The 13,235-nt window shown below is 56.7% G+C and carries 14 protein-coding genes; 3 read left to right on the top strand and 11 right to left on the bottom strand.

Features of this window, described 5'->3' with window-relative positions; translation table 11 throughout:
- Positions 1–19: 19 nt before the first annotated feature.
- From flgF to flgB, 5 genes are read right to left on the bottom strand one after another with little or no spacing between them, the layout of a single operon-like run.
- Complete coding sequence (flgF, locus tag NQT62_RS13045; RefSeq protein ID WP_256765157.1) at positions 20–757, bottom strand: flagellar basal-body rod protein FlgF; 738 nt, start codon at positions 755–757, stop codon at positions 20–22.
- Positions 758–780: 23 nt separating this feature from the next.
- Positions 781–2,091, bottom strand: a complete 1,311-nt coding sequence (gene flgE, locus NQT62_RS13050; RefSeq protein WP_256765158.1) for a flagellar hook protein FlgE — start codon at positions 2,089–2,091, stop codon at positions 781–783.
- Between the two features lie 45 nt (positions 2,092–2,136).
- A complete protein-coding gene (locus NQT62_RS13055; protein WP_256765159.1) occupies positions 2,137–2,802 on the bottom strand; it encodes a flagellar hook assembly protein FlgD in 666 nt (221 codons plus the stop codon).
- A 13-nt stretch (positions 2,803–2,815) separates the two neighbouring features.
- Positions 2,816–3,238: a flagellar basal body rod protein FlgC gene (gene flgC, locus NQT62_RS13060; RefSeq protein WP_256765160.1), complete on the bottom strand. Its 423-nt coding sequence runs from the start codon at positions 3,236–3,238 to the stop codon at positions 2,816–2,818.
- 19 nt (positions 3,239–3,257) lie between these two features.
- Entirely contained in the window at positions 3,258–3,692 is a 435-nt protein-coding gene (gene flgB / locus NQT62_RS13065) for a flagellar basal body rod protein FlgB (protein ID WP_256765161.1), read from the bottom strand.
- A gap of 196 nt (positions 3,693–3,888) precedes the next feature.
- On the opposite strand from flgB, the gene flgA reads away from it, so the two are divergent.
- The 3 genes from flgA (at position 3,889) to NQT62_RS13080 (ending at position 5,606) form a co-directional block, all read left to right on the top strand.
- Positions 3,889–4,644, top strand: a complete 756-nt coding sequence (gene flgA / locus NQT62_RS13070) for a flagellar basal body P-ring formation chaperone FlgA (protein WP_256765162.1) — start codon at positions 3,889–3,891, stop codon at positions 4,642–4,644.
- 143 nt (positions 4,645–4,787) lie between these two features.
- A complete protein-coding gene (gene flgM / locus NQT62_RS13075; RefSeq protein ID WP_256765163.1) occupies positions 4,788–5,075 on the top strand; it encodes a flagellar biosynthesis anti-sigma factor FlgM in 288 nt (95 codons plus the stop codon).
- A gap of 18 nt (positions 5,076–5,093) precedes the next feature.
- Complete coding sequence (locus tag NQT62_RS13080) at positions 5,094–5,606, top strand: flagella synthesis protein FlgN (protein ID WP_256765164.1); 513 nt, start codon at positions 5,094–5,096, stop codon at positions 5,604–5,606.
- On the opposite strand, the gene NQT62_RS13085 is transcribed toward NQT62_RS13080, so the two are convergent.
- The 6 genes from NQT62_RS13085 to flhA form a co-directional block, all read right to left on the bottom strand.
- Positions 5,581–6,018, bottom strand: a complete 438-nt coding sequence (locus tag NQT62_RS13085) for a response regulator (RefSeq protein ID WP_256765165.1) — start codon at positions 6,016–6,018, stop codon at positions 5,581–5,583. The two genes, NQT62_RS13080 and NQT62_RS13085, sit on opposite strands and share 26 nt — an antisense overlap.
- 6 nt (positions 6,019–6,024) lie before the next feature.
- On the bottom strand, positions 6,025–7,932 hold the full coding sequence (locus NQT62_RS13090; RefSeq protein ID WP_256765167.1) for a PAS domain-containing sensor histidine kinase: 1,908 nt from the start codon (positions 7,930–7,932) through the stop codon (positions 6,025–6,027).
- Positions 7,933–8,019: 87 nt separating this feature from the next.
- A complete protein-coding gene (locus NQT62_RS13095) occupies positions 8,020–8,736 on the bottom strand; it encodes an RNA polymerase sigma factor FliA (RefSeq protein WP_256765168.1) in 717 nt (238 codons plus the stop codon).
- Between the two features lie 22 nt (positions 8,737–8,758).
- The gene (locus NQT62_RS13100) at positions 8,759–9,520 is read right to left on the bottom strand and encodes a MinD/ParA family ATP-binding protein (RefSeq protein ID WP_256765169.1); all 762 of its coding nucleotides are present in this window, start codon (positions 9,518–9,520) and stop codon (positions 8,759–8,761) included.
- A 23-nt stretch (positions 9,521–9,543) separates the two neighbouring features.
- Complete coding sequence (flhF, locus tag NQT62_RS13105) at positions 9,544–10,893, bottom strand: flagellar biosynthesis GTPase FlhF (protein WP_256765170.1); 1,350 nt, start codon at positions 10,891–10,893, stop codon at positions 9,544–9,546.
- A complete protein-coding gene (gene flhA, locus NQT62_RS13110; protein ID WP_256765171.1) occupies positions 10,890–13,010 on the bottom strand; it encodes a flagellar biosynthesis protein FlhA in 2,121 nt (706 codons plus the stop codon). Before flhA ends, flhF begins: the two co-directional genes overlap by 4 nt.
- Positions 13,011–13,235: the final 225 nt, after the last annotated feature.

Below are 13,235 nucleotides of genomic sequence, written 5' to 3' on the forward strand. Positions count from 1 at the left end.
CTCCTCAGTTCGGCCCGGCTTAATTCAAGCCGAACAAGTTGTTCGCAGCGCGGTCATTCTCTTGAGCCGAGCTGATCATCTTCATTTGGGTTTCGTACTGGCGGGCGGCCGTGATCATTTGCACCATCATGTCCACCGCATTCACATTGCTGGTTTCAATAAAACCGCCAGCCACGCGCACCGCTGGGTTGGGCTCTGCATCCTGACCATTTTTGCTGCGGAACAGGCCATCATCGCCGCGGGTCAACTGGCCATCTTCAAGGTCCACCAGTTTGAGTTGGCCCAGGGGTACCACACCGCCCTGCCCGGTGAGGGGAATGGCCGATACGGTGCCATCGGTTTCAAAAGACACCCGATGATCGGGCGGTACATTGATGGGGCCGGATGTTCCAATCACGGGATAGCCTTCCTGGGTGACCAGGTTGCCACCCGAGTCCAGTTGGAAAGAACCGTTGCGGGTGTAGGCCTCGTTGCCGTTTGCAGCCGTGACTGCAAACCAGCCCTTGCCTTGAATGGCCACGTCCATGTCGCGCCCCGTGGACTGAATTTGCCCGGGTGTGGTGTCAAACCCCACCGAGGTTTCCACCGCAAAACTGCGACTGCCACTGCCCTCACCCACCACCGGCGCACTCTGGAAAGCCATGAGCTGCTGCCGGAAGCCCGGTGTATTGACGTTGGCCAGGTTGTTGGCAATGTTCTCTTGCCGGGCCATGGTGCCCTTGGCGGCTTGAGAGGCCAGATAAACCAGTTTGTCCATGGGTCAGTCGCCTTCTGTTTTACTTAACGCAGGTTCGTGATGGTTTGCAGCAACGAGTCTTGCGTCTTGATGCTCTGCGAGTTGGCCTGATACACGCGCTGGGCAGAAATCATGGCCACCAGTTCAGCAGTCAAATCCACGTTGGACTCTTCCAGGGCACCGGATTGAATCAGCCCAAAACCAGAGTCCTCACTCAAAGACACCAACTCAGAACCCGCCGCTTGCGTGGCCAGCCAGCCATTGGAACCCACCGGTTGCAAGGCCTCTGGATTGGAGAATTTGTACAGGCCGATTTTGGCCACATCCACCTGCTTGCCGTTGGCATAGCTGATGGTCAATGTGCCGTCAGCACCCACGTTAAAACCCGAGAAGGGGGAGGCGGTGTAGCCGTCCTGGCTCAGGTTTTGAACCGAGAAGGAACTGCCGTACTGGGTGACCTTGCTCATGTCAAAGGTGTAGCTGTTGGGCGATGCACCAGTGGAGGAAAACGGAACACCTGCGGCGGTTACAAAACGGGACAGGTCCACGGTGAAGCTGGCATTGGCGGGCGTGGACAGTTTGCCATCCACACCAAATACCAGGGCACCGGCGGCCGCTTGGGCGGGTGCAACAGTGGGCGTGACAGGCGACAGGCCCACATCCACTTGCGTGCCATCCACCGTGGCATAGGCGCTCCAGTTGTTGGGCGTGTCTTTGCGCAGGTAAATGCTCATGATGTGCGACTGGCCCAACTCGTCGTACACGGTCATGGATGTTGAGTTGTTGTAGGAGTTCAGGTTTGATGGATCAAAGGTGATGGCACCGGAAATGGCAGTGGCACGGGCATCCAGATTGAGCTCAAGGCCTGAGCCCCGTGTGGGTGACGGTGGAATGGCCGCCTGTGAAACGGTGACATTGCCTGCAACATCCGAAGCCCGACCCGTGGTGGAGTCAATCGGGAAGCCTTGCAGCTTGTCACCCTTGGAGTTAATGATGTTGCCGTCTTTGTCCACGTTGAACTGACCATTGCGGGTGTACACCATTTCACCAGCCGTGGAAGCCACTTTGAAGAAGCCGTTGCCGTTGATGGCCATGTCCAGCGGATTGCCAGTCACGTTGATGTTGCCCTGCTTGAAACTTTGGTTCACTGAGGACAGCGTGGTACCCAAACCAATGGCACTGGAGGAACGCGCACCGTTGAAAGCACGGGCAAATACATCAGCAAACTCCGCCTCAGACCCTTTAAAACCAACGACGCTGGCGTTGGACACGTTGTTGGCGATAACCTCAAGACCGCGCTGTGCTGCGTTCAAGCCACTGAGACCTTGTTGGAATGTTCCACCTGCAATTGCCATGTTGAGCTCCTGAATAAACTCGTGATACTTCGCTGTCGTTGATGTTTAGAAAATCTGCTTGATGTCCGAGAACGACAGTTCCGTTCCCAGGTTGGTCAGCAGTTTCGATCCTTCACTGCCGGCGTTGCGAACGCCCTGCACCACCGCCAAACTGAGCGTGGTCACATCGGCCTTTTGGCCTGCGGCCGTGGCCTGTACTTCAAATTTGTAATTGCCTGAAGGCACGGTGTTGCCGTTGGCGTCCTTGCCGTCCCAGTCAAACTGGTGAATGCCTTTGGACTGTGGGCCCATGTCCATGGTGCGAATCACCTTGGCGTTGGAATCGAGAATGTTGACCTGAACACTGTCTGCCGACTGTTTCATTTCCAGTGAACCTGTGCCCACACCGTCTTTCATGGCGATGTCGTTGCCTTCGGTCAGCACCGCGCGGCCCAACATGGTCACAGCCTGCGCCGTTTGGTTGGACGCAAAGGAGGCCACCATGGCTGACATGGAATCATTCAACTTGTTAATGCCGGTGACTGTGTTCAATTGCGCCATCTGGCTCGTCACCTGGGCATTGTCCATGGGTGCCATGGGGTCCTGGTTTTTCAGCTGTGCCACCAAGAGCGACATAAAGCGCTCCTGAATGGCTTCAGGGCTGTTGTCATTCTTCTTGGCGGTGGCGCTGGTCTTGCTGGTGCCCACTGCGGAGGTTGCATCAATGGCCATGGTTCAAGGCTCCTTACTGGTTGCCCATGTTGAGGGTTTTCAACATGAGCGATTTGGCGGTGTTCATCACTTCCGCATTGGTTTGGTAACTGCGGGAGGCTGACAACATGTCCACCATTTCCTCCACTGCATTCACATTGGGCATGTACACATAGCCTTCGTCATCGGCCATGGGGTGCTTGGGGTCGTACATTTTTTTGGGTTCGGTTTTGTCGGTGATGATGTCTTTCACGCGCACATCGTCGGCCAACGCAGCCTTGCCAGGTGCTGCCTTTTGCAACACGGCTTCAAACACCACCTTGCGGGACTGGTACACCTGGTCCGGACTGGATGCAGCGGTATCGACGTTGGCCAGGTTGGAGGCCACCGTGTTCAGGCGCTGGGTTTGGGCCTGCATGGCACTGCCGGCGAGTTTGAATGCATCGAACATGGACATGGTGATGGTCTCCTAAGCCTTATTGGTTGCCCGAACCCATGGCCTGCTTCAAGGTCGAAATGCGACCATTGATGCTGCGCAGGGCGGCTTCGTATTTCACGGTGTTTTCAGCAAATGCGGCGCGTTCACGTTCAATGTCCACGGTGTTGCCGTCGACAGCCGGGTTGTTACCCCGGCGAAACTGCAGCATGGCTTGTGTGGACATGGACTGACCGTTACCAGCCATGTGGCCTTTGTGAGTTACCGCCAATGCCGGTGAGGACAAGGAAGACGCTTGGCCCGAGGCCATATCGCCAGTGGCGGCGCGCAAGGCCTCATTGAACTTCATGTCCACCGCCTTGTAATTGGGCGTGTCCACGTTGGTGATGTTGGAAGTCAGAATTTCTTGGCGACGAGCGCGCAGCTTCAGCGCCTCGGCAGAGAACTGCATGGTGTCAGCAAGTTTGTCCAGCATCTGAAAAATCCTTTCTCCACAGGGGGATGAATGGATTATTCATGGGGTGCTGTCCAATCAAACAGACAATAAAAGGGCATTTACCCGTTCTATTCGAGCGGCACGGACCAGCCTCACCCGCCTACGATGCATGGACGGATCGATGCAATGATCCAACTATTTATGGTCTTTAACGGCAGCCATGCCGAAAACTTGAATGAAACGTCAAACCATCCACAGACAACAGACCACCGGTCGAACGCTCCGCAGCACCCTGCTGGCGGCGGCGGTGTTGCTGGGTGCGGGTTTGCTTGGCTCACCGGTCAGCATGGCTGGAACCCGCGCAGCCAGTGAGGCTCGCTGGGTGACATTGGACCGGTTGAATACCTTGATTGACCCAGGCAGCGTGCCCGCTGGCAGTCAGATTGAGGTGAGCCTGGTGAAACAGGACCCCCGACTTGGAGGGGTGGACTGCCCTTCACCGCTATTGGCCAACACCACGGGCAACCGATTGTGGGGCCGCACCTTTTTGCGCGTGCAGTGCCTGGGCACCGACACCCCTGGCTTCTTCGTGGGCGTGGATGTCAAAGTGTATGCACCAGTGCTGGTGATGAAAAATGCCGTGGCATCTGGCCAGGATGTGACCAGCAACGATGTTGAATTCAAAACCCTGGACATTGCCCAGTTGGGCACCGGCTGGGTGGCCGAGTTGTCGCACCTGAATCAAAAAACAGCTGCAAGGGCCTTGTGGCCAGGCGCCATTCTGAAACCGGATTTACTCAAAGGGCAACCCATGGTGAAAAGTGGGGATACCGTGAAAGTGTTGATTCAGGGGCCCGGTTTTTCGATCGGTGGGTCGGCCATCGCGATGGATTCGGCCGAACAGGGGCAGACCGTCAAGGTGAAAACCCCCCAAGGCAAAGTGCTTCAAGGCATTGCGGTGGAGCCCCTCCAAGTGGAGGTTACCCTTTGATGGACTTGTGCAAAGCCCATGAGACGGGTGGTTCAATGCAAAAGAATGGGCATTTCATGGATATTTCGTTAAAGTTAGGGCGGGTGTGACCGTTAAACAGTCATGGAAAGCAACCTTAGGCTCTGCCTGAAGCGGAGGACAACATGAAAATCAACGGAAAATTTGAGCCGGGCACGGTGGACAAACTGGCAAAACCCCAGGGTGGCGCCAAAGCCAGCAAGACCGACAGTGTCGACAGCAGTGCCAGCGAGAGCGCGGTGACCAAGCTGTCGGGACAGTTTGACGGCATCAAGGGCGCCGAAGCGCCATTCGACGCGAAACGCGTGGCTGAAATCCAGCAGGCGATTCGTGAAGGCAAGTTTGAAGTCAATGCCGAAGCCGTGGCTTCCAAAGTGATTGAAAGTGCCCGCGAGTTGCTGGGCCAAAAGTAAAAGCGCGAGGATTACACCATGTCACACACCGAACAGGCCATCAACCTCTACCGAAACCTGGCGCAGGAATGCGACATCGCCATGGCGTTGGTGGATGTGCTGCTGGAAGAGCAAGCCTGTCTGGTGAAACTGGAAACCAAGCGCCTGGGTGAACTGGCTCTGCAGAAAGAAGGCATGATGCTGGAGCTGGAAAAGCGGTATTTGAACAACATCCAGATCGCCCAAAGCCTGGGTTACGAGCCCACGTTGGACGGCATCGCCCATTGGGTGGATGAACTGGCCACCGATGAACGTCGCCTTCAAAGCACTTATGCAACCCTGCGGGAAACCTTGCAGCAAGCCCACCGCCTGAACACCGCCAACGGTGAATTGGTGGCGGAGCAATTGGCCGGCCTGCAGGAGCGAATTTCCATTCTGACGGCCGCCGCTGTGGCTGAACAACAACCCGGCACCGCCAACACCTATGGACCCACTGGCTCGCTCAACAGCCTGTCTGGCTCGGGCCTTACGCCCCGCGCGGTAATTCGTTGATGGTCATCCAATACGACACCAGCGCTGAGATGCGCGTCAAGTACTGGTCGAACTGAACCGGTTTGACTGCAAAACTATTAACACCCAATTCGTAAGCCTTTCTTACATCGCTGATCTCACGCGATGACGACAACACCACAATTGGCATCGTGTTGAACACGGGTTGGGCGCGCAGGAATTTCAGCACCTCCAAACCATCCAGCTTGGGTAGTTTCAAATCCAGCAACAACAGTTTGGGCAAATCCGGAGCACCGTCCTCGCCGGGCTGGTTCATCAACTGTTTGAAATAGTCGATGGCCCGTTCCCCGTCCTCCAGCAGGACCGTGGACGAACTGGCCGAGGTTTTCCGCACAACGCGTAGCGCCAAATCCGCATCATTGGAATTGTCATCCACCAACACCACATCCGCCATGGCTTTTCAGTCCTTTCTGTCAGGATTGCCGGCATTATCCGGCAAGGTAAATTCAAACCGGGCCCCCTGGCCCACTTCGCCCAGTGCGCGAATTTCGCCACCGTGACGTTCAATAATCCGTTTCACAATCGCCAAGCCCACGCCAGTGCCATCAAAATCTTTTTTGTGATGCAGGCGCTCAAACACGTTGAACAGCTTGTCGGCGTATTTCATGTCAAACCCGGCCCCATTGTCCTGCACGCTGAAGCGATAAAACCGCGGCAGCTTTTCACAGGCAATGGTCACCCGGGGTGCATCGGTTCGGGATGAAAATTTCAAGGCATTGTCGATGAGGTTCATCCAGACCTGTTTGAGCAACACCGGGTCTGCATGCACCGTGGGCAGTGCAGCAACATCCAGCGTGGCTCGCCGCCGGGCATCCAGCTGATCGATGATTTGCTCAATCAACTGCTGCTGATTCACCTCCACCCAAGCCACATCGGTGCGCAACAGGCGGGAGAAGTCCAGCAAACCATCAATCAATCCACCCATTTGGCGGGCATTGTTGCTGATTCGGTCCAGCAAATGCTGGGCATCATCGGGCAAGTGGTCTTTGAAGTCTTCCCTCAAAATACTGGAAAACCCGTCAATGGCGCGCAGGGGTGCCCGAAGGTCATGCGACACCGTGTACGTGAATGCTTCCAGCTCGGAATTGCTGCGTTTCAGTTCGGCTGTTCGGGCCTCAATGCGCTGTTCCAGTGTGGCATTCAGGGTCTGCAGGTCGTCTTCAAACACGCGGCGTTCCACGCACAACCCCAACACCCGAACCGCCGTCAGCACCCGCAACACATCGTCGTGAAACACTTTGGATGTGCCACGTTGGGCCACCATGACCCAGTACTCCGGCTGATTGGGCTCCACCGCTTTGCGAATGGCAACCCAAATGCAACTGACCCCCACACGCGTGGTCCAGGCCGGATCAAAATAGTGTTCAGGCTTCATCTGCCCCAACCACACCAAACCTTGCTGATCGTGGCCTTCCAGCGGCATGCAATACGCCTCCGGGTTATTCCAAAAAGCCAGGCCCTTGTCCAGCGGCAGGTGCAATTCGGGTGTGGTGCCGCGAATATGCCATTTGGGTACCTGCACATTGTCGCGATAGCCCAGCAACACCTCCGTGTGGGCAGTCAGGCAGTTTTTCAACCCCTTGGCGTAAGCGGCGGCCAGTTCGGGCACTGGCGCTGACAACAACACCCCTTGCAACAACGAACGCTGCAAAGACAGCATTTGTTCATTGAGCTTTTTCTGGGTGAGATCGGCAGACACGCCCATGTAACCGTGGAAGTGCCCCTCACTGGAAAAACTGGGGCGACCCGTGGATTCGAAAATAAGGCGGGGCCGATTGGCTGGCCAATATTCAAACAACACCCGGTCAAACGGTTGATGGTCGTCCAGCAAGGCGCGAAAGCTGTCCCAGTTGTAGCGGGGGTCAATGCATTTTAGGCCCTCCACGTCCCATCGGGCCAGGCCACGAAACGGAAGGTCCTCGGTCAGTTCACTGCCGGCTTGGTCTCGGCCCCGATAAATAATGCGGGTGATGGCGTGTTGTGGGTCTTGCTGCCAGTACCAGTCACCCGACAACTCCATCAGCTTGCGCAACTGGCGTTCGGACTGCACCACCTGCCCCAACGCATCAAAGAGGGTGGACAACAGCTTGCGCCCCATGAACAGGGCACTGATGATGCCCAACAGGGTCGTGACCAGCATGATGAATTGCCAACTGGATGCGCGGGGGGTGTCGGCTGACATGTAGACGGCAGCCAAGGCCACCGGACCAACAGCGCAGACAATAACAATCAGCAGCGCACGGAAAATGCGGGCTCTGGACTGCTCTATGCTGCTGGGCTTTCCAGTGGATGTTGGGCTTGCGGCCATGGGCAAGGCATCACAAAGTCGAGGGTGAGGTAAGTCTACGCGAGGCGCGCGCCTTTTGGCGAGTGGGGTTTCGCCGAATTCAGGCCTTCAATGGTCTTTGAGCTTGGCCCGCAAGCGACTAACCGCCTGGGTGTGCAACTGGCACACGCGCGACTCAGTCACGCCAAGCACCGCGGCAATTTCACGGAAGTTCAGTTCCTGCTCGTAATACAGACCCATGAGCATTTTTTCGCGCTCGGGAAGTTCTTCAATGGCCTTGACCAGTGTGGACCGAAAGCGTTGATCACCCAACATTTCCAGCGGATTGGCCTCTTCATCGCCATCCATTTGGCGGTCCAGGTAGCCCTCGCCATCACCGTCTTCAGCATAGTCATCGTAGTACACCAACTGCGCACCCCGCGACTCAAACAGCATGTCTTGGTACTCCGCCAAGCTCACACCCAGCGTTTCGGCGATTTCAGCTTCGGTGGCGGAACGACCCAGTTTCTGCTCGGTCTTCAAGGTGGCGTTGTCGATTTTACGCTGGGCCTGCCGAACGCCCCGTGGCATCCAGTCCGCCTGGCGAAGCTCATCGAGCATGGCCCCGCGAATGCGCTGGCTGGCATAGGTTTCAAACTGCGCCCCCTGCCCTTCTTCAAAACGGGAAATCGCGTCCATCAGGCCGATGAGGCCCGCCTGAATCAGGTCGTCGATTTGAACAGAGGCAGGCAGCTTGGCAATGAGGTGGTGCGCAAGCCGGCGAACCAGTGGAATGTACTGGTCAATTTGCTGCGATTTGTCGAGGGTGCCTTGCGCTGTGTACATGGAGGGTGTGCTTCCTGTCTTGTTATTCGGCCAGGGCGTGCTCTTCGAGGGCACACACCAGTTTGGCCACTCGCCGTCCTGCGGTCATCATCTCTCGGCCCATCATACTCAAGGGCTGACCCAAGGCCAAGGCCGGGAGGTGACCGGCATACTGCAGTGGCTGGCTCAAAAACCCCGATGTGGTCTCCAACAGGTTGGCGAACACATGATCGGCTTCATCCGTCCCTTTCACTCCTGCAACAATAACACGGTGGTGAATGTTTTGATCGACTCCGCATGTATTGCGAATGGCTTGAAACACCCGCGTGACCGAGTTTGCGGTGGGTTGAACCACCCAATACCAGTCTGACGATGGTGCCAGTTTTGCAGCCAGCTTCCAGGACTCATAGGGCAAGGTGGCGAAATGCCGGTCACAGGTGACGGGCAGGCGGTGCAGCCTGCTCAGCAACACATCCACCTGGTCCACATTGTGGGCCAGCGCTGACAGACCATGCATGGCTGGGGAGAGGTACTGGCCGTCGGCCAGCTCAACCACCTGGTCTTCCAGATTCAACCGGCCTTTGAAAAATTCAATCACGTCCTGGCGGCGGTCTGCCGGCAACAACTGTCGCAAGCCAGCCACCGAGGCGTCAAACACCAAGGCATTCTGATGCTGGCGGGCATGCCGTTCCAGAATGAAACGGGCCAGGCAAGCAGCATAGTCAAAACCCATGTCGCCCAGGATCGGTGTGATCACCGGGCGGGTTTGACCCAACAATTTTCGCAATGTCGTGGCTTGATCCATGAGACTCAGTGTAATGAAGCCGCTTACAAACCAGTCGTGGAGACTTGGGCCATTTTCCACTTCAATTCCTCGTCAGACGAGCTGAAAGCCTGACTGGCCCGGTTTTTTAAAGCGCGGTGCACCAACACACGGGCATCGGCCAGGAAAAGGTCTTCAGGCACGCGCTGACCCGTGGCAATGTAATGCAGGCGCAGTTTGTGGCGCATCACCACGTCCAGCACGCCGCCCAATTTGATGGCCTCATCCAGTTTGGACACAATGGCTCCATCCAGACCCGTGCTTTTGTAATGGCGAACCACGTCGTCCAGGGTTTCGGTTTGGCTGGTGGCATTCAACAGCAACACACGCTTGACATGGCTGTCAGTCAAAATCTTGGTGTGCTCGGCAACCCGACTGTCGCGCTGGCCCATGCCCACCGTATCGATGAGGATGAGGCGCTTTCGCTGCAGGCTGGTGCGCAATTGCTGCAGGTCAGCGTGATTTTGTGCGGTGTACACCTGAACGCCCAAAATTTTTCCGTAAATGCGCAATTGGTCTTGCGCACCAACCCGGTAACTGTCGGTGGTGATCAAACCCAGGGAGTCTGCACCATACTTGACCACACAACGTGCAGCCAGCTTGGCCGTGGTGGTGGTTTTACCAACACCGGTAGGGCCCACCAGGGCATAAGTGCCACCCGTTTCCACCATGTCGTGTTGGGCATCAACCACCGCCAGGTTTTTCTTCAGAACGCTTTGTATCCATTCCATGGCTTGGTTCTCAGTCAGACCGGCCGGCAATTTGTCCACCACAGTGCGGGCGAACAATGGCGAAAAGCCAGCATTGCTCAGGTGGTTCCACAATTCGGCTTTCAATGGATTCTTTTCCAGCGAATCACGCCAGGTCATCAGGTTCATCTGGTCTTTCAGCAGTTGGCGCATCTGCTTGATTTCTTCCAGCACAGCAGCCTGCTCGTTGACCATGGCCTGGCTGGCGGCCTGCGCGCGACGGCGTCCCACCTCGGTCATCATGTCGTCGGGCTCAAAACGCTGCTCGGGTGCCATGGATGGCGCGCTGGGCGACAACAGGCTACTGCGCTGCGCCGCCACTTGCTGAGCCACCAGATCAGCCCGGCTGGCTTGTGGTGCGGGTTTACTCAGTGTTTCATACTGCTGTCGTTCGTTGCGCGTCCAGGATGCAGGGCTCACCGTTTGAGCCTGTGGTTTTTCCGCTTGCACAGCCACGTCATCCAGGTCCTGCGACGCAGCAGCCAACACCTCTGTTCCGGCAGCGGTGCGCTTGGTGGACAGAATGATGGCATCTTCACCCAGCTCTGCCCGAAGTTTCTGCAGGGCTTCACGTGTGGTGGAGGCGGTGAATTTTTTCAGCTTCATGCTTTGGCTCCTACGACCTGTGCGACGCGGATAGAACGATTTTCAGGAATTTCACTGTGCGACAACACCTTCAAATTGGGTGCTGCACGCTTTAAAAGACGGGACATCGACAGGCGAAGCACATCGGGCACCAACAGCACTGGGCTCTGCCCCAGTTGCTCCTGACGTCCTGCGGCCTCGGCGGTCTGGCGTGCCAGTGTTTCCGCCAGGTTGGGGTCGATGCCCACGTGATCATTGCCCGCTGTGGTGTGGGCCTGGCTGATCATCTGCTCCAGACGGGGCTCCATGACCAACACATTCAATTCATCGGAAGGCCCTGCCAAGGCTTGCACAATTGCACGACCCAGCGCCACGCGAACAGCCGCAGTCAATTCCAGCGGGTTTTTGGTGCGGTTACCGTATTCCAGCAGGGTTTCAAAAATGGTGCGCAAGTCGCGGATGTGAACCGATTCTTCCAGCAGGTTCTGCAACACCTTCTGAATCACGGCCACGTCCAGCAACTTGGGGGTGAGGTCTTCCACCACCTTGGGTGCTGTTTTGGCAAAATGGTCCAGCAACTGTTGGGTTTCGGTGCGGCCCAGCAACTGGGCAGACGCGGTTTGCAGAATATGGCTCAGGTGCGTGGCCACCACGGTGGATGCATCCACCACGGTGTATCCCGCTGCAGTGGCTTTGTCCTTTTGGTCTTCAGCAATCCACACGGCAGGCAAACCGAATGCGGGGTCTTTGGTTTGCGGGCCTGGCAACTGCATGGTGACACGGCCCGGGTTAATGGCCAGAAACTGGTTGGGGAATACTTCCCCTTCGCCCATGCACACGCCCTTCAACAAGATGCGATACACCGATGGACGCAGTTCCAGGTTGTCACGCAGGTGCACAGCGGGCGGCAGAAAGCCCACTTCCTGCGCAAATTTTTTGCGAATGGCCTTGATGCGTTTGAGCAAATCGCCATCCTGCTTGTTGTCAACCAGGCTGATCAAGCGGTAACCCACTTCCAATGCCACGGTGTCGACGGGCACCAAGTCGTCCCACGTGGCTTCCTGGGCTTCGGTGGTGGCCGCCTTGATTTTTTCCTTTTCAGCATCGGATGCCTGCTTGGCAGGCTCTGCCTTTTTGGCGGCCATGCGGTAGGCCAGATAACCAAAACCAGCCGACAAGGTGAGAAATGCAAAATTGGGCATGCCCGGAATCATGCCCATCAGCGCCAAAATACCGGAGGTGATGGCAATCGCCTGGGGGGATTTCATCAACTGCCCGGCCATTTGGGTACCAATGTCCTGGCCTTGGCCAACCCGGGCGACCACCATGCCGGCGGCAATCGAAATGATCAGCGCGGGAATTTGGGCGACCAGACCATCACCAATGGCCAACATCACGTAATTTTTACCGGCTGCAGCAAAGCTCAGGTCGTGCTGGGCCACACCCACGGCGAACCCACCGATGATGTTGATGGCCAGAATCAACATGCCGGCCACTGCATCGCCGCGAACAAATTTCGAAGCACCGTCCATGGAGCCGAAAAACTCGGCTTCCTGGGTGACTTCCTGACGACGCTTTTTGGCCTCGTCTTCTGCAATCAGGCCCGCGTTCAAATCGGCATCAATGGCCATCTGTTTACCGGGCATGGCATCCAGGGTAAAACGGGCCGACACTTCTGCAATTCGGCCAGCGCCTTTGGTGATCACCACAAAGTTGATGATCATCAGAATCACAAACACCACCAGGCCCACCGCCAGGTTGCCACCAATCAGGAAATGGGCAAACGCTTCGATCACTTTGCCGGCCGCATCAGGGCCTTCGTGACCATGGATCAGCACCACACGGGTGGACGCCACGTTCAGGCTCAGGCGCATCAACGTGGTGACAAGCAGGATGGTGGGAAAGGCGGCGAAGTCCAGCGGACGTGTGGTGTAGAGGCTGGCGACAAGCACCATCAGGCTGAGCGCAATGTTGAATGAGAACAGCAGATCGAGCACCACTGGGGGCAGCGGCAGCATCATCATGAACAGAATCATCAAGATGAACAGCGGTGCGCCCAAGGTTTTGGCCTTGTCGCCAGAGAAACCCTGTTTGAGGAATTCAAGATTGAATGCGGGAGTGGCCACAGTTCTGCGCATCTGATGTTGTTAACGGTTCCATTATGGAAAACTTGAGGGGTGGACCAAGCGGGGAATTGAGGCCGAAAAGGTGTCCAATTGCAACGTGAGACGGTGCCTGTGCTGTTTGGACTGCCCCCAGCAACACCGGCAGCCCGGTTTCCGCTGATCGCCCCTTCGCAACACCGGTAGCCCAGCCCGAACGCCCCCCGAAGGAAAGGTCGCCCCTTTGCAGCGACAGTCAGG

The organism is Limnobacter humi, assembly GCF_024518835.1.
Classification (GTDB): Bacteria; Pseudomonadota; Gammaproteobacteria; order Burkholderiales; family Burkholderiaceae_B; genus Limnobacter; species Limnobacter humi.